Raw genomic sequence first — 16653 nt, 5'->3', positions numbered from 1 at the left:
ATTCAAAGGAGAAAACTGTTATGATTACAAACAAAGAAATCGGCAATGCGATGACTTTTAAACTGGATGCGGTGCTGCCGCCCGACCCTGTTTTTGAAAAGGGAATAAGAAGGGCGCCCAGCAGGGGCTTTAACCTGACAAAGGCTCAGACTGAAACGGCCTTAAAAAATGCCCTCCGCTATGTACCGGAAGAACTTCATGAAAAGCTCGCCCCTGAGTTTTTGGATGAACTTTTTACCTACGGCCGAATTTATGCCTACCGCTATCGCCCTGCAGGAAACATCTACGGAAAGCCCGTAAATGACTACAAGGGCAAGTGCCTTGCCGGAAAGGCTTTTCAGGTTATGATAGACAACAACCTTGACTTCGATGTAGCCCTCTACCCCTATGAGCTCGTGACCTACGGTGAAACAGGTTCCGTATGCCATGACTGGCTTCAGTACCGGCTTATCAAAAAATACTTGGAAGAACTTACCGAAAATCAAACCCTTGTTATGGAATCGGGACACCCCGTCGGTCTTTTCCCCTCAAAACCGGATGCCCCGCGTGTTATAATTACAAACGGCCTTATGATAGGTATGTTTGACAATTACAAGGACTGGGAAATTGCAGAAGAAATGGGCGTTGCAAACTACGGCCAAATGACCGCCGGCGGCTGGATGTACATAGGGCCTCAGGGCATCGTTCACGGAACATTCAATACAATTCTCACAGCAGGCCGAAAAGAACTTGGAGTAGCAAGCGACGGCGACTTAAAGGGAAAACTTTTTATTTCTTCCGGCTTAGGCGGAATGTCGGGCGCACAACCGAAGGCCTGCGAAATTGCAAATGCCGTCGGCGTTTTTGCCGAAGTCGATAAATCGAGAATCAATACCCGCCTTGAACAGGGCTGGGTTCACGAAATGTCCGATAACTTGGATGAAATCTTTAAAAAGGTAGACGAGTACCTAAAAAAGAAGGAGCCTATCTCGATTGCCTATCACGGCAATATTGTAGACCTTCTTCAATATTGTGTAGACAAAAACGTTCACATCGACCTCCTTTCGGATCAAACCTCCTGCCATGCACCCTATGAGGGCGGCTATTGTCCCGAAAAGATGACCTTTGAAGAAAGAACTAAACTCCTCTATGAAAACCGCGAAGAATTCTGTAAGAGGGTCGATTCTACATTAAAGCACCACTTTGAGCTTATAAAAATTCTTTCTTCGAGAGGAACATACTTTTTCGACTACGGAAACTCCTTCCTCAAAGCCGTATTCGATGCAGGAGCAAGGGATGTTTCCAAAAACGGAATCGATGAAAAAGACGGCTTTATCTTCCCTTCTTATGTAGAAGACCTTATGGGACCCGAACTCTTTGACTACGGTTACGGCCCCTTCCGCTGGGTATGCTTATCGGGAAAGCCTGAAGACTTGGACAAGACGGATGCCGCTGCAATGAGCTGCATTAACCCCGACCGACGAGGACAGGACAGGGACAACTACTATTGGGTACGCGATGCCAAAAAGAACCGGCTTGTCGTCGGCACTCAGGCACGCATTCTTTATCAGGATGCGGAAGGAAGGCGCGACATAGCATTAAAGTTTAACGAAATGGTACGCAAGGGAGAAATCGGCCCCGTTATGATGGGACGAGATCACCATGACGTAAGCGGAACCGATTCGCCTTTCCGTGAAACCTCCAACATAAAGGACGGAAGCAATGTAATGGCGGATATGGCCGTACAGTGCTATGCCGGAAATGCTGCGCGCGGAATGAGCCTTGTAGCTCTTCATAACGGCGGCGGCGTCGGTATCGGAAAATCCATTAACGGAGGCTTCGGACTCGTGCTTGACGGAAGCGAACGGGTTGACGAGATTATCAAATCGGCCATTATGTGGGACGTAATGGGAGGCGTAGCCCGTCGTAACTGGGCACGCAATCAAAATTCGATTACGACCAGCATCGAATACAACAAGAACTATTCCGGCAAAGGACACATCACCATTCCGTTTATCGCGGATGAAAATATGGTAAAACGCCTTGTCGAGCAAAAGTACAAAAAATAAAATGAAGCTGAACCTCTAAGAACAGAAGTTTTTAGAGGTTCCCTTTAATTTTTTTTACAAAGGCCGATTTTGTTTGTTGACTTTTTATGGGAGAAATATCTTGAATCTAAGAAAAGTTTTTTTTGCTGTTTTTGGCTTAATTTTTATATCCTGTTCAAAACAAGATCCGGAATTTACAGGAAAGTATTTAACCTACACAAATACACAAGAAGGTTATGAAATCGACTACCCTTCAGAAATTTTAAAACCGGTCAAAAGTTCTTCGGAGGAACAAGTCTTTACAAGCAATGACGGAGAGGTAAGTTTATCGGTTTCCGTTTCTGCCTTAAAAGAATTAAGCCCCGAGTTTATTTTTAAAACCGCTGACCTTTATGAAAAAAAAGAAGCTGAAAGATTTACGGTAAGCGATAAAAATATGGGACGTGACGGTTTTGTTTTAAAAGGCTATTCAAAGGACAAAATGTTTTTTTGTCAGACATTCGCTATAAACGAAAAATTTTATACAATAAGATTTGAATATAATAAAAAAGATTATGATACATATAGGGATATTTTAACTCATGTAATAGATTCTTTTGAGCTGACCTCCGCCTCGCTTTCTCAAGAAGAAATTGAAGATACAAACTCTCAGGATGAAAAATCTTATGATGAGGGAAATCTTATTTCCTTTGCTTTTTCTTTTTTATCAAATGTGTATTGGGAAAATAACTTTAATCTCCTTTTAAAAAATTCAAGCCCAAAATTAGCCGATTTTGTTCACCCTGATTACGGCATAAGACGTTTCTATAATCCCGGGTCCGCTCCTCTTCTTTTTTCGGCAGAGGACGGTTTCGGCTTTGATGAAAGCACCGATTTTTCTACCATACCCTCAGCCAATAAATTCGGAGGATCCATCCCATTTTATAATCGAATGCCTGACGGCGGTTTTTGTGAAGAATCTAAAGATAAAGACGGCGTATATTGTGCTATTGTCAAAGAAATCCCTACAGCCGTTGATCCTGCAAGTTTTGAAAGCGATGAAATACAGAACTTAAAAATAGACTTACCAAAAAACTATAAGGCAATCTTAAAAATAGTTATCTTAGACGGCGGCTTTATCAAAAAGACATTTTACTTTTTTGATATTGAAAATAATTGGTTTTTGCTCTTTGTAGATGACTGTGATTGTTCGGCTTAGGCAGGTACAATTCCAAATACAGGAAAAACCCTCGATGACTACAGAAAAGAGAGATTAAAAAAATATGAAAGTCCTAATTGATTTCTTGACTTTCACTCAAAAAGTTTTTATTTTTATTTTATAACTTATTGGAGGCCAAAAATGAATATTATAGTTGAAGATTCTGCGAGAGATAAAATAAAAGAAAAAAATGCAGACTCGGTTTATTGCGCACTTCAGATGTGCTCATCTTGAGGGGGTACTAGATTAGAACCGACCGTGTATGTCGGTGTACCCAATAATATCGATAGTTTCGATAAATTTGAAAACAACGGAATTACCGTTTATGTTAAAAAGGGAACTCCTTCCGTTAACGGAACCTTAACGATTACAGTCGGAGCTTTTTTATGGTTTGAAAAGCTGATGGTTGAAGGAATGATTTAAGCAAGAAGCCGGTAAGACAAAAGGGAATCTTTTTTTAGATATACCCAAAACTCTTACCGGCTTTTTTTATTGCTGACTAAATTCTATCTTGCTTTGAGACCTTCCTAATTTTGAAAAGTAGGTACCCACAGTAAAATAAAGAAATAGGAATAAAAAGAGCATTCCGATATTTTTCCAATCAATCGATAAATTAACTTGGGTAAATTCGTTTGCCCTTATATAATAATAGGTCGGGAAAAGGCGGGAGATATTTACAATAAAATCCGGCAGGAGTTCTTGCTCAACAAAGATACCCGAAATAAATGCTAGTGAAAGAGGAAGAACAGTACCGATTATACCCATAACAGAGCCCTTTTTTAAAAAAGAATTAAACATAAAAGTTAAACTTAAAATAACAGCCGTGTACATTAAGGCATTAAACGTATAGAATAAAAGAGGGATATTTTCCAATCTCGTTATATTTGTAATAATAGCAAAACCTATCAATATTGAAAGAATAAGAACTACTATCGTTAATTGAGCCAAAAAGTTTTCACAAACAAAGCGTAAAGTCGATACCGGAGAAACATTATTCCGCATTTTTAAGCGTTCGTTATTTAACTCGAACATAGCCCAGCCTACAGAATTAAGAACAACGGAAAAAACTATCCAGCCTAAATAGTTAAAAAATATTTTAAACCAAATATTTACCGAAGTATTTTTTTGAAAACTAATCTTATTAACCTTTGTATTTACTTGAAGAGCTTTTTCTATTCTCTGAAAATCGAAATATCCTTGAGCGTTTTTTACGTTTGCAGCAAAGGTTAAATACGTATTAAGCTGTAAATCCATATAAAAGCCCGACTTTTTTCTGTCATCTTTAAAAGTTATAAGGGCCTTTTTACCGCTCATTACATTTTCTTCCATATTCTTATTTATAATAATCCCAGCATGTATTCTTTGCAGAGAAATATCCTTTTTTAGCTTGCGTAAAATTTCTTCATCGATCTTATCTTTTTCGTCTATAATAATAACATCATGTTTTGACCTCAAATAAGAGATTAAATGTTTTGATAGTTCGGAGCCGTCCCTGTCGATTATATTTACGGTTAAGGGTGTTTCTTCAAATTCGCTTACCTTAGAGTTTTGAGACCTTAGCGTCATAAAACTGATAAACAAAAAAATAACAACATAAATAATAGTAGTGATTATTTTTGTATAAATTAATCTTAAAAAGTTTTTATAAACTATCATATTGAACCTTCCTTGAGTTAATAAATGAAAGCGATAAAAGAATGACAATACCTATTGTGTAAACAATAAAAAATACCGGTACTGCGTTATATTCTCCCAAAATATTTATGTTATAAAGGTTGGTAGTAAAAAGAGCTATAGGATTTATTGTTCCTAAAATCGGTATTATTTTTTCAATGGACATTTTTACCTCAGGCCCCATCATACCGGATAAAAAGGCTAAAACAAGACTTGTAAAAACACATATCATATTTTTTGACCGAATATCTCCAATAGGCGTTGAGCCTATAAATAAGCCGAGAGCCGCTCCAAAAAAATTCGCATAGATCAAGAGCAAAAGAGTAATTTTAAAATCCGTAATAAATGGTATCTTTAAAACAAAGAGCACAAAGGAAATATATATGAGATTGGCTGTAAGATTAAAGATAATATAAAATATAATTCCTGCAAGATAAGAATAAAAGCGTTTAATAGGAGTTGTGCAAATTCTTGCTCCGATTTTTGAAATATTACCCTGTATTTTTACGGCTATATCTATCGAACCGAACATTGTATAAATCGAAACCATTGCCAAAAGAGAATAGAACAATATAATGCTCAAACTCATTTTTTCGTTTTTACTTTCGACATAGTTTTTACCGTATTCAAAAGAATTCATTGGAATATTAAGGGCTTCTATTTGCTTTATTTGATCCAGCACTGTTTTTGTTATTGTCTGAGATAATCCGTCTTCGCTCAACCTCAAAGATTGATCGGCTTCAACAAAGGCCTTTATTTTTTTTGTACGGAGCATCTCATTTGCCGATGTCTCATCTATTATTTTTGTATCGAACATCCCTGTAAATTTAAGCGGATAATAAACAGGATTGTCTTTTTCAATTCCGATTTCTATTTTACCGGTATCGGAATTACCTACGGCCGAAAATATTGTAAAGAACAGTCCTGCCATAAGAATAGGATATAAAAGCGTCCAAAACATTCCGTCTAAAGAATAAAACATTCCGATACTATAATATTTTATTTCGCGTAAAAAGAATTTCATCAGTCTCTTAACTCCTTTCCCGTAAGCTCCAAGAAAATGTCGTTTAAGCTGGGTAACTCCGAATATAATTTGGTATAAGCCAAACTATTATTATTGATAAATAAAATAAGTTCGTTTAAGTTGTTAATCGAATTTTCAAAACTGATTAAAAACTCGTTTCCGTTTTTGGTAACTTCCAGAACATGAGGGATTTTTTTTAGTTCTTCTTGCAGGTTATCCTTAGTTTCGACAAATTCAACAACCATTTTTTCGCTTGTGCGGATCAGCTTGTGCAATTCTTCTAATGTGCCGTTTGCTATATCTCTTCCCTCATCCATGATGATGATTCTATCGCAAAGCTCTTCCACTTCTTCAAGATAATGGGTAGTATACACGATGGTGCTTCCTCTTTTTGCCAGTTCCTTTATTCCTGAAAGAATGAAGTTGCGGCTTTGGGCATCGACGGCAACTGTGGGCTCATCCAAAAAAATCAGCTCAGGTTTATGCGCTATACCGCAGGCAATATTGAGCCGGCGCAAAAGACCGCCTGAAAGTTTTTTTGCACGGAATGAAGCATAATTTTTTAAACCTACAAAATCAATTGCCTCATCTACCAATTTTTTTCTCTCTTGGGTATTGCTCACATAAAGCCCGCAAAAATAATCTATGTTTTGTTTTACGGTAAAATCATAGAAAACCGAAACCTCTTGAGGAACAAGGCCAATCCTTTTTTTGATGTTCAGGGCATTAGGCTTCATTTCTTCGCCGAAAATAGTGATTTCCCCCTTGCCGTGTTTTAAAAGAGAAAGCATACAGTTTATGGCTGTAGTTTTTCCGCATCCGTTGGGGCCCAGAAGGCCGAGGATTTCACCTTCTTTAACTTCCATGTTAAAGTGATCAAGTGCCGTTTTTTCGTTGTAGCGTTTTACAAGATTTTTTACCGTTAAAATCATAAATTCCTCCATAAAACTTTTTGCAGGAAGCCTAAGCTTCCGAAAAAAATTTTTTCACGCAGTTTTGCTTTGCAAAACTGCATACAATAATGCGATGTTTTGTGCTTTGCACAAAACTCGGCAGATAAACAGTGAGGCTGAATTTCTGCCGAACTGTTTATCACACCTCCTATCTATAATCTAATCTTTTGTATATAATTATATCTTTTTTTTGAAATTTTAAAACTGAAAATTGTCATATTTTTGCGAGTTTAAATATGACATTTGTCATATACAATATAAGGAAGTAATTTTAAAGAAAGGATAAAAATTTAAAATGGGTAATAAGCGGCTTATACACTTATTACCCATCGGCAATTACAAATTAATTAAAACTCTTTCGCCATGCGGCAGGGTTACCGGGTCCGACCCATTTATTAAGCTGGAATCCGTTTTGAAGGCTCAAGGTGATAAACTTTTTTGCTCTTCTTACGGCTTCATACGGTTCAAGGCCTGTGCCTAAACCTGCGGCGATAGCTGCGGCTGTTGTACAGCCGGCTCCATGTGTCCATCTTGTATCTATAAGCCCGCCTTCAACCTTTAAGAATTGTTCTCCGTCATAAAAAATATCTACGGCTGATTGCTCTCCCTGTAATTTGGGTCCGCCTTTTATAAAGACATAGGGAACGCCCATTCCGTGAATAATCTTGCAGGCTTCTTTTATTTCTTCGATTGTAGAAGGTGTCGGCATTTTTGCAATCTGCCCCGCTTCAAAAAGGTTCGGCGTAATAAGCTTTGCCAAAGGCAAAAGTTTTTTTATAATGAGATTATTGAGCTCGGGGTTTAAAGCAAGGTCTCCGCCCTTACAAACCATCACAGGATCCAGCACATAATTTTCTACATTATATTTTTTTAAGTATTCGGCAGAAAGTTCAACTGCATAATTTGTTGCAAGCATTCCCGTTTTTGCAGCATTAACACCTATACCCTTAAAGATGGTTTCAAGCTGGGCTCTTATCGTTTGCTCATCAAGAGGAAAAACCTCATGTCCCCACTCTTTATCGGGATTCATAGTTGCAATTACGGTAACGGCGGCCATTCCGTATACGCCGTATTCCTGAAAGGTTTTTAAGTCGGCTTCCAAACCGGCTCCTCCGGAAGCATCCGATCCGGCAATTGTTGCAAGTTTTATCATAGTAACCTCCATAAAATGGCTATCGTAATTTATAATAGCTTACATTTTATCAATTTAAAAGATTATAACATTTTTTTTGAACTTTGTCTTGAGGGCCAAGTGAAAATTCCTATGAAATGAGCAATCAACAACATACCTTATATCTGTTTACACGCTATTTAATTTATGTTAAAATAACAAGCATGAAGCGATATTATAAAAAAATCGTATTTATAATTTGTATTATTGTAATATTTTTAGGCTGTTCTGATACTGATACATTCTCTAATAGGACTTTAACAGCTGAGCAAAATAAAAACCACATTATAAGTTTAGCAGAATTATATTCATATATTAAAGAGTATTCTCCTTTTTTAAATGATGTTATTTTAAATAATCTTAATGAAAAATATTTTGAGCTTTCAAATAAAATTATGTATGAAAGCGATAAATATAAAATTTACACATACTTTGAAGAGTTATTAGCTGTAATCAATGACGGACATACTGCCGTTTTTTACGAACAAGGCTCAAACACTCCTTTTTATTTTTTACCTGCCGGAGTGGACTATGCTGACGGGAAATACTATCTTTCATATAAAGAAAACAATATAAAAATACCTCTAGGTTCAGAGCTTATAAAAATTAATGATGAAGATACAAAAAAATATTTATTAAATAATATTGCAAAATATATTCCAGTAAAAACGCCTCATGCTTTTGAAAATTCAATGATAAAACGGCTTTTATATTCTTCACAAAATAAAAAAATAAAATTTACATTTGAGGTCGATAAAAATGAAGTTAATTTGGAATTGAAATATTCAATTCCTCAAAAGAACATAGGTAATGTAAAATTTAATAAAATCCCTGATTATTATGATAAACTCAATAAGATATATTCAAGCTATAATTTTTCGATTTATAAGATTAAAGAAAAATATGCTTTGATACAAATACATAATTTTTGGGATTACCGTATGATAGATGAATTTATTGGAAAAATTATTCCTTTGTTAGAAAATTCCGATCATCTTATTTTGGACATTCGAAAAAATAGCGGCGGTAATTCAAGTATAGGATTTGCAATTTTAAAAATACTTACAGGAAAAACCGATATTGAAATATCTTCAATCAATATTAAAGATTTTCAACGCCGATTAACGCCTATTCTGATTACTCTGGCTGCAATAAAAGATACAAATTTAAAGGTGATAAATCATGATACCCTTATAAAACTAAATACTTTTATTAACGATGCTAAATTAATGAAAGCCCATCAATTGTTAATGTCGGCAGAAGAAGATAAAATATTACAACAAATAGACAACTTTCTTATGCAATTTAATGAGATGGAAAAATTAGAAGAAAAGCTTATCTCGGCTGCAAATAAATATAAAATCCATAATAAAAATATAACCGTTTTTACATCTTACAAAAGCGGTTCCGCTTGCGATAATTTTGCATGTTTTTGTAAAGAATTAAACATAAGGCTAATCGGAACAAATACTAAAGGAGCTACAGGAAACATCGGAATATTTAAGCTTACAAATAATTTTTCAATTGTACTATCATTGCAAAAAACTATGTACAATAATATGGAAATTAACAATAAGGGCATATCGCCTGATATTTTTATTATGGATACGATTGAAGATATTAAAAATCAAAACGATCCCTGCTTAAATTTCGTTTTAGAAAACCTATGAAGTCTTTGATATTAATGATATAACATTTGCAAAATGTCAAATTTAAGGACATTTCTGCAATTCATAATACAATCCTCTCAACCGATTCTATTATTCCGCCTCCGATAATATAATCCCCGTCATAAAAGACGGCAGCCTGTCCTTCGGCGACGGCTTTTTCAGGCTCTATAAATTCTACTTTAAATTTTCCCGTAGGTTTAAGCTCTTCACTTTTTAGCGGAATTAATTTTGCTTTTTTCTTTTGTTGGCGGTACCGTGTTTTTACCTCAATGTCTATTTCTTTATCTATTGTTTTTTTTGAGATTATATTTACATTTGAAGTGATGAGGCTTGCGGCAAATAGATCTTCGCTCTTGCCTACAGTAACCGTATTCTCCTTTGCATCTTTTTTTACAACGTAAACGGGATAGCCCATTGCAATTGCAAGTCCCCGCCTTTGGCCTATCGTGTAATATTGAAGCCCTTTGTGGCGGCCTATTTCGTTTCCTTGCATGTCTACAAATTTTCCCTCTTTAAAAGAATCCGATGCAAGAGCATTTATTACCCTTGTGTAATCGTCATCGGGAACAAAGCAGATATCTTGGCTGTCGGGACGATGAGCATTTATAAGGCCTGCATCTTCGGCTATTTTCCTAACTCTTTCTTTGGTAAAACCTCCTAAGGGGAAAATGGAATGGGAAAGCTGCTCTTGAGTAAGAAGAGCTAAAAAGTAGCTTTGATCTTTTTGAGCATCTTCAGCTTGTCTTAGCAAAAATCTTTTTTCGCCTTCAATTTCGGTTTTTTCTATTTTTGCATAATGTCCTGTTGCAATTTTATCGAAGCCGCCTTTTAAAGCCTGCTCTAAAAAAAGGCCGAATTTAATTTTGCTGTTACATATAAAGCAGGGATTGGGCGTTCTTCCTTGTTTGTATTCTTCTACAAAGTAGTCGATGATTTCAGCCTTAAAAGTTTCCCTCATATCGTATACAATGTGCTTAATACCGAGCTTGTCTGCAACTTTTTTTGCATCTTCAATATCATCGGTCTGTTCTTTATAAATACCGGATAATTTCGGCAAGAGCTGTATCGTAACTCCTGTAACATCATAGCCTTGATCTATCAATAGCTTTGCCGCAACGGCGGAATCAACACCTCCGCTCAAACCCACAAGTGCCTTCATCAGGTTTAACGTCCTCTTAAAATTTCTTCCGGGTTTAAAATCATAGCAGATCCCAACTCGGCTAAATCCCTTTCGAGGGCAATACGGTTTTCAATTTTTTTTACGCTTGTAATTTCAGCAGTCTTTGCAGAACCGATTATCCTTCTGTTTAATTCGGTACCGCAAAAAGAAACGGCATCTGTTTTTATCTTTTCAATATAATTGTCAATAAAAATTTCATTTTGATAAACCGGATCTTTTATGTTCTTAATAAGAAAGTCTTTTGCAAAAATATAAAAGAATTTAAATAGGTTATTTTTTACGTCTTCAAGCCAAGATAAAAAGTCTGTTCTTTGCGTTTCTTTATCGGCAAAAAGAGGTGAGTATTTTGCATAGCCTTGGGCAAAAATAAAATGGGCAAGAACATTTCCAAGGTCATAGGCTATGGGACCGTAAAAAGCAAATTCGGGATCGATTATTTTTATCTTAGTTTCTTCATTTTCATTTTTTACAAAAATAGAGCCCGAATGCAGGTCACCATGAATCAATGCTTGAGGATAGTTATTGAATTTTTCTTTTAAGGCTGCAACTCTTGCAATGAGGTTTGAATCTTCATAAAACTTTTTTTTAAGCCACTCGGCATTTTCGGGTAATAGAATATTTCTTTGTCTCACATCCTTATAAGGGTGAGTAAAAACTAAGTCTTCCGTAATTTTACAAAGATCGGGATTATAAAATTTGACTGCTGCTTTAAATTTTTTTTGATAACCTAAAACCAAATCAGTGGAAGGGAGGCTTGTGTCTACGATAAAACGGGCAATCAGTTTTTCAATTCCGTAAAATATTTTTCCGGCCATTAATTCTATTCTCAAATTGGAATAAGAACCGATATCTTCCATTATGATTGCAGCCATAACCGGATCTGCATAGATTATTTTTGGAGAAAAATCGGGAGCAGATTCGTTATACAGCTTTAAAACTTCAGCTTCACGTATACTCCTGTCGGGGTTTAAATATCCGTCAGGGCGGACTCTTGTTTGAACATCAGCTTGTTTTAAAATGAGAGATTTTTTTGTGTTATTATCGAAAATCCGGTAAACATAATTTATATTACCGTCTCCTATTTCTTCGCAAATTAAATTTTCATTTGAATCAAAAAAATTACTGTGCTCAAATACGTAATCGATTATATCATCACCTTCCATTTTATAATGGGAACTAAACCGCATTCTGCCTCCGTTTTAATAATGTAAACCTATACCGATAAAAATTTCGGAAATAGGCCTTCCGTCACGCTTTGCATAACCGTCTTTATTTTTTATTTCTCTTAAATCATGCCCATAGCTTATGCGTGCATAAATACTTCTCATTTTTACCGGGTACATTATTATTTCGAAACCGCCTGAATACCAGCCGTATTTAGGATTATAATAAGTATTTGATTCAGTATCATGAACCAAGGCCATATCCAAAAACGGTGTTACGTGCAGCTCAAATCCGAAGAAACGTGTCCATTCAACTCCGGTAATTTCTTCCCATTTAAAAACGCCTATTTTTATAGGTACATCAAAATTAAAACTAAAAGCCGTATCCGTCTTAATCCTATTGTTTAAAATACCGCGCAAAATTTTTCCGCTTTTTTCTGAAGTTTTATTAAACAAGTTATAATAAAAATCACATCTACCGTATAAACCTACTCGATCTAAAAAAGAATAAAAGCCTTTCGTTTCCAAATTAAAAGAAACATCTACATGGCCTTTTCTATAAGTATTATATTCATAACTATTATCAAAACTTGCCGCAAAGCCTTGCCTAAAATTATTTATCCAGTTTACCTTTCCCATCCCGAGACTATGCGACCAATTAATATTTAACCCCTTTCTTTTTTCATCGGTCATTTTTTTGAATTTCCAATTACCGTTTATACCAAAATAAGGTGTCCACGTGATTGAGCCTAACGTTTGATTTTTATATATATCGAATGTCAGCGATGTATAAAACCCGTTTGTAAGATAATAATCTTTTTCCGACGGAGAAGCAGATACATCTATACTTTGTTTGATGCCTGCCGTTAGGGTAATCCAATCAACACCTAACTTAGAGGAAGCACTTAAGCCTGTCTCAAACTCAAAGTCTAATTTTTTATCTTGGTTTATACTAATCCATTCACTAGAGCTCCAAAGAAGTCTAACCGGATTAATATAAAAAGGTAATGCAAACCCTGAACCGAACTCGAAAGAAGATTTACCTTCATTGTTTCTATTATATATTAAATCGATTGTAAGAGGTTCAAGAGTCCCTAAAAAATTAAAATCTTTTAATTTTATTTTAAACTCAAGGCCTTTGTTTGAATCAAAACTGGGATAAGGTATGGCTATAATATTCCAAGTATCTTTAACATATATTTTAAGTTTTACCGGAATAATATTGTTTTTGGGTTCTAAAAATTCAAAGCTGATTTCATGCCTTTCAATTGTCCTTATGTTATTTAATTCCGTATTAAGTCCTAAAATATATGCATCAAGCTCTTCCCGTGAGGCAAATATTCTATTTTTGTCTATAGGCACTTTAGCCGATAAATGGCCGGCCTTAGTAAGACCTTTTATGCTGTATTCTACAATGTCAATCTTATAAGCCGTATCATTCGGCAATAAAGAAGCATCGAGTTTATCCTCTATGTTTTGTGCGTAAGGTCTAACTACAAAAAAACAGCATAACAAGACCGCTATAAAAAATCGTTTATGCATTTTATTCCGCCATAATTTTTTAGGCAGTTTATTTATTGTAAATAAAACCGCCTTTATTGTTATTTTAGTTTTGAATCCTCTTCAATTATTTTTTGAGCATTTGATTCCATATAAATTTTGACTAAAGCCGCTATTTTCTTATCATAGAGAGAAAATATTCTTGCTGCAAGGAGAGCCGCATTTTTAGGTTCCAATACGAGGGCAGGGGAAATGCCTGACGGCATCCTAAGTGAAGAGTAAATATCAGCTCCTGCAAAACTATCGGAATGAGGCGGACAAGCGATTGTCGGTCCCTTCACAAAGCCGTCAACAAAACCTGAAAGAGCATTGCTCCTTCCTGCAATGGTGATATAAAGTTTAGGCCTTTCAAGGGCTTCATATTCTTTTAGCATAGAAACAACATGCTCCGCTGTTTTATGAGCCGAGCCTATTCTGATTACATATTCTATTCCAAATACACTTAACTCCTCGGCTATTTTTTCTGCATGCCCCATATCCGAAGCCGAACCCATAAGAATTATTACAAGAGGTTTCACATTAAGCCTGCCTTTTTTAAATTTTTTATTATGCGCTCTTCAACCGGATATTCTCCCGGAATAAATTTTGATTTTGTCAACTTTTCGTAAGCTCTAATATAAAGCTGAATAGCTTCGTTCCAGACATTTTCATCGAGCTCGGGGATTTCTCCGTCACCTCGGTAACCTTTTGCAGCATAGGCCATTCTTACAAATTCTTTATCAAAGTTTTCAGGCTCTTTACCGTCTTTTAATCTCTGTTCATAAGTATCCAGTTTCCAATAGCGTGAAGAATCGGGAGTATGTACTTCATCTATCAAAAGAATATTATTGTCCTTGTCTACTCCGAATTCGTATTTTGTATCCACTAAAATCAACCCCGCTTCATTTGCGCTTTTTTGACCTCTTTCAAAAAGGGCAAGGGCTGCTTTTTGTACAAAATCCCATTGTTCTTTTGATAGGTAGCCTTGCGAAACAACTTCATCGCAGGTAAGTCTCTCATCATGACCTGTAGGGCCGCCCTTTGTAGTGGGGGTTATGATCGGTTTAGGAAGTGCCTGATTTTTTTTCAAGCCTTCAGGAAAATCATACCCGTATATATTTCTTTCTCCTAAAGAATATCTGTACCAAAGGGCTGTGGTAGTTACTCCCGTGATATATCCTCGAACTATTACTTCAATTGGAAGAGGTTTTACTTCCGTTACGATAATGCAGTTAGGATCCGGACAAGAAATTATATGATTTTTGATTATATCCTTGGTATTTTCAAACCACCAAAGGGAAAGCTGGTTTAAAACCTGTCCCTTATATGGAAGGGCTGTAAGAACCCTGTCAAAGGCTGAAATCCTATCTGTAGTTACAATCAGTCTTTTCCCTTCTTCAGGTGAATACCAATCCCTTACTTTTCCGGTTTGTTTTGAAGGGAGAGGTAAATTAGACTCTCTAAAAGCTGCATTCCGTGAAATCATTTTAAACTCCTTAGGCTAAATTTATACCGAGCAAGTATATATGAAGACGTATAAATTTTCAAGTATAGAAGAAAAGCAGAAAATATCTTATAAGGAAATATTTAAACCTTCCGATATCCGATAGAAGAAAAAAAGAATTTTATCTATAATGATGTAAAACTTCAATCGGCTAAAAAGGGTATATTTATGAAAAAAACAGCAATAGTGGCAGGAGGCTCAAGCGGTATCGGTCTTGAAATTACAAAAGCTCTGATCTTAAAAAATTATTTTGTTTACACAATAAGCCGCAGAGAATTTTTAAGTTTGCCCCAAGAAAAGACTAAGCACCTTAGACTTGATATTACGGATGAAGAAAATCTTAAAAAAGCCTTTTCAGATATTTGGGAAAAGGAAGGGCGGATTGACTTAGCCGTTTGTGCATCGGGATTCGGTATTTCGGGAGCAGTGGAATTTACAAGCCTTGCAGAAGCAAAAAAACAAATGGATGTAAATTTTTTCGGTGCTTTTCTATTTATAAGACTGTCGGCTTCTTATATGAGGCCTCAACATTTTGGAAAAATATTTGTGATCAGTTCTATAGCAGGAGAAATAGCCATTCCATTTCAAGCCTTTTATTCGGCATCGAAGGCGGCCATCGGCAAGCTTTTAGAAGCCTTTAGGGCAGAGCTTCAGCCATTCGGTGTGGACTGTGCCCTAATAATGCCCGGAGATGTTGCAACCCCATTCACAGCGGCAAGAAACAAATCGAATCTGGGAGATGATGTTTATAACGGAAGAATTTCAAAAAGTGTTACAAAAATGGAAAAAGACGAGCAAAAAGGTATGAATCCTGAAAAGTTAGGAAAATTCGTTGCCTCTCTTGCCGAAAAGAAGAGAATAAGATTTTTTTGTCCTTACAATAGGGCCTATGCCTTTTTGCTTTTTTTATATAGAATTTTACCCCGTCAATTCGGCCTTTTTATTATAAAAAAACTATATGCGGAATAAAGATGCTGACAAGGCCTGTGCAGTCTTAACTGCAAAGTATTTTTTATGTCTTAAAAAAATCGCATTCGGCCTTGACAGCAAGTGGAAATTATTATGTTTTAAAATGCCATTACTTTTTCTTCAATAAGAACCTCCTCCTTTGCCTGCGTCTTTTCGCCTGCATTCTTAAAGACAGGTTTAAATTCCACATGTTCAGCAACGACCTTTACCTTGCTGTAGTTTTTACCGTCAGTACCTACCCATCTGTCCTGCTTAATTCTGCCTACAACCCTCACTCCCCTGCCCTTTGCTCCGTTTTGTTCACACAATTTTGCAAGGCTTGCCCATGTTTCCACGTCAAAATAGGAAGTTTCCTGCACAAAGTTATCATCTTTTTTGTAGTTTCTGTTCGAAGCGATAGAGAAAGTACATAAAGCCGTTCCATTAGGCGTAGTTTTTAAAACAGGCTCGCGAACCATGTTCCCTTCAATAATAAGTGAATTTAATGATTTCATTTTATTCCTCCAAAAATCAAAAAAATAATCTAAAACTTGAACCGGTTGTTCAATATGTTTGAAAAGTTCGGGAGGCGCCTTTCCCTT

Annotated in this window: 16 protein-coding genes; 5 read left to right on the top strand and 11 right to left on the bottom strand. The window is 36.0% G+C overall.

Annotation, left to right across the window (positions count from 1 at the left end; genetic code table 11):
• The first annotated feature begins 20 nt into the window (after positions 1 to 20).
• From E4N74_RS01325 to E4N74_RS12780, 3 genes are all read left to right on the top strand, one after another.
• Positions 21 to 2048, top strand: coding sequence for a urocanate hydratase (locus tag E4N74_RS01325; protein WP_255805897.1), 2028 nt, complete (start codon positions 21 to 23; stop codon positions 2046 to 2048).
• A 97-nt stretch (positions 2049 to 2145) separates the two neighbouring features.
• The gene (locus E4N74_RS01320) at positions 2146 to 3225 is read left to right on the top strand and encodes a hypothetical protein (protein WP_044979743.1); all 1080 of its coding nucleotides are present in this window, start codon (positions 2146 to 2148) and stop codon (positions 3223 to 3225) included.
• A gap of 141 nt (positions 3226 to 3366) precedes the next feature.
• Complete coding sequence (locus E4N74_RS12780; RefSeq protein ID WP_276535928.1) at positions 3367 to 3648, top strand: CC/Se motif family (seleno)protein; 282 nt, start codon at positions 3367 to 3369, stop codon at positions 3646 to 3648.
• A gap of 66 nt (positions 3649 to 3714) precedes the next feature.
• Here E4N74_RS12780 and E4N74_RS01310 read toward each other — a convergent pair whose 3' ends face one another.
• The 5 genes from E4N74_RS01310 to thiD all read right to left on the bottom strand — a co-directional run bounded on the left by E4N74_RS01310 (position 3715) and on the right by thiD (position 8029).
• Positions 3715 to 4881 (bottom strand): ABC transporter permease, encoded by a 1167-nt coding sequence (locus tag E4N74_RS01310; protein WP_255818556.1) that lies wholly within the window; start codon positions 4879 to 4881, stop codon positions 3715 to 3717.
• Entirely contained in the window at positions 4868 to 5923 is a 1056-nt protein-coding gene (locus E4N74_RS01305) for an ABC transporter permease (protein WP_255818554.1), read from the bottom strand. Before E4N74_RS01305 ends, E4N74_RS01310 begins: the two co-directional genes overlap by 14 nt.
• A complete protein-coding gene (locus tag E4N74_RS01300) occupies positions 5923 to 6855 on the bottom strand; it encodes an ABC transporter ATP-binding protein (RefSeq protein WP_255818553.1) in 933 nt (310 codons plus the stop codon). Before E4N74_RS01300 ends, E4N74_RS01305 begins: the two co-directional genes overlap by 1 nt.
• Positions 6852 to 7019, bottom strand: a complete 168-nt coding sequence (locus E4N74_RS01295) for a hypothetical protein (RefSeq protein ID WP_255818552.1) — start codon at positions 7017 to 7019, stop codon at positions 6852 to 6854. The genes E4N74_RS01300 and E4N74_RS01295 overlap by 4 nt, the downstream gene beginning before the upstream one ends.
• A 200-nt stretch (positions 7020 to 7219) precedes the next feature.
• A complete protein-coding gene (gene thiD / locus E4N74_RS01290; protein ID WP_255818551.1) occupies positions 7220 to 8029 on the bottom strand; it encodes a bifunctional hydroxymethylpyrimidine kinase/phosphomethylpyrimidine kinase in 810 nt (269 codons plus the stop codon).
• A 230-nt stretch (positions 8030 to 8259) separates the two neighbouring features.
• Here thiD and E4N74_RS01285 point away from each other — a divergent pair, with 230 nt between their 5' ends.
• Complete coding sequence (locus tag E4N74_RS01285) at positions 8260 to 9717, top strand: S41 family peptidase (RefSeq protein WP_338113402.1); 1458 nt, start codon at positions 8260 to 8262, stop codon at positions 9715 to 9717.
• Between the two features lie 61 nt (positions 9718 to 9778).
• Here E4N74_RS01285 and mnmA read toward each other — a convergent pair whose 3' ends face one another.
• The 5 genes from mnmA to E4N74_RS01260 are packed head-to-tail and all read right to left on the bottom strand — an operon-like array spanning position 9779 to position 15085.
• Positions 9779 to 10876: a tRNA 2-thiouridine(34) synthase MnmA gene (mnmA, locus tag E4N74_RS01280; RefSeq protein ID WP_255818546.1), complete on the bottom strand. Its 1098-nt coding sequence runs from the start codon at positions 10874 to 10876 to the stop codon at positions 9779 to 9781.
• A 5-nt stretch (positions 10877 to 10881) separates the two neighbouring features.
• Positions 10882 to 12084, bottom strand: coding sequence for an S-methyl-5-thioribose kinase (gene mtnK / locus E4N74_RS01275; protein WP_255805890.1), 1203 nt, complete (start codon positions 12082 to 12084; stop codon positions 10882 to 10884).
• A gap of 12 nt (positions 12085 to 12096) precedes the next feature.
• Entirely contained in the window at positions 12097 to 13602 is a 1506-nt protein-coding gene (locus E4N74_RS01270) for a hypothetical protein (protein WP_255818543.1), read from the bottom strand.
• Between the two features lie 59 nt (positions 13603 to 13661).
• On the bottom strand, positions 13662 to 14138 hold the full coding sequence (gene purE / locus E4N74_RS01265) for a phosphoribosylaminoimidazole carboxylase (RefSeq protein ID WP_044978713.1): 477 nt from the start codon (positions 14136 to 14138) through the stop codon (positions 13662 to 13664).
• A complete protein-coding gene (locus E4N74_RS01260; RefSeq protein WP_044978712.1) occupies positions 14135 to 15085 on the bottom strand; it encodes a phosphoribosylaminoimidazolesuccinocarboxamide synthase in 951 nt (316 codons plus the stop codon). Before E4N74_RS01260 ends, purE begins: the two co-directional genes overlap by 4 nt.
• Before the next feature lie 186 nt (positions 15086 to 15271).
• On the opposite strand from E4N74_RS01260, the gene E4N74_RS01255 reads away from it, so the two are divergent.
• Positions 15272 to 16072 (top strand): SDR family NAD(P)-dependent oxidoreductase, encoded by an 801-nt coding sequence (locus E4N74_RS01255; protein ID WP_255818540.1) that lies wholly within the window; start codon positions 15272 to 15274, stop codon positions 16070 to 16072.
• Positions 16073 to 16170: 98 nt separating this feature from the next.
• Here E4N74_RS01255 and E4N74_RS01250 read toward each other — a convergent pair whose 3' ends face one another.
• Positions 16171 to 16566: a single-stranded DNA-binding protein gene (locus E4N74_RS01250; RefSeq protein ID WP_255805883.1), complete on the bottom strand. Its 396-nt coding sequence runs from the start codon at positions 16564 to 16566 to the stop codon at positions 16171 to 16173.
• Positions 16567 to 16653: the final 87 nt, after the last annotated feature.

The sequence above is a fragment of the Treponema putidum genome (assembly GCF_024401155.1).
Classification (GTDB): Bacteria; Spirochaetota; Spirochaetia; order Treponematales; family Treponemataceae; genus Treponema_B; species Treponema_B putidum.
This window is presented reverse-complemented; position numbering and strand designations above follow the sequence as displayed.

Bases quoted from the DNA above. Each gene is read 5' to 3' on its own strand.
- E4N74_RS01325 (WP_255805897.1), top strand. From the start codon at position 21: ATGATTACAAACAAAGAAATCGGCAATGCGATGACTTTTAAACTGGAT.
- E4N74_RS01310 (WP_255818556.1), bottom strand. From the start codon at position 4,881: ATGATAGTTTATAAAAACTTTTTAAGATTAATTTATACAAAAATAATC.
- E4N74_RS01305 (WP_255818554.1), bottom strand. From the start codon at position 5,923: ATGAAATTCTTTTTACGCGAAATAAAATATTATAGTATCGGAATGTTT.
- E4N74_RS01300 (WP_255818553.1), bottom strand. From the start codon at position 6,855: ATGATTTTAACGGTAAAAAATCTTGTAAAACGCTACAACGAAAAAACG.
- thiD (WP_255818551.1), bottom strand. From the start codon at position 8,029: ATGATAAAACTTGCAACAATTGCCGGATCGGATGCTTCCGGAGGAGCC.
- mnmA (WP_255818546.1), bottom strand. From the start codon at position 10,876: ATGAAGGCACTTGTGGGTTTGAGCGGAGGTGTTGATTCCGCCGTTGCG.
- mtnK (WP_255805890.1), bottom strand. From the start codon at position 12,084: ATGCGGTTTAGTTCCCATTATAAAATGGAAGGTGATGATATAATCGAT.
- E4N74_RS01270 (WP_255818543.1), bottom strand. From the start codon at position 13,602: ATGCATAAACGATTTTTTATAGCGGTCTTGTTATGCTGTTTTTTTGTA.
- E4N74_RS01260 (WP_044978712.1), bottom strand. From the start codon at position 15,085: ATGATTTCACGGAATGCAGCTTTTAGAGAGTCTAATTTACCTCTCCCT.
- E4N74_RS01255 (WP_255818540.1), top strand. From the start codon at position 15,272: ATGAAAAAAACAGCAATAGTGGCAGGAGGCTCAAGCGGTATCGGTCTT.
- E4N74_RS01250 (WP_255805883.1), bottom strand. From the start codon at position 16,566: ATGAAATCATTAAATTCACTTATTATTGAAGGGAACATGGTTCGCGAG.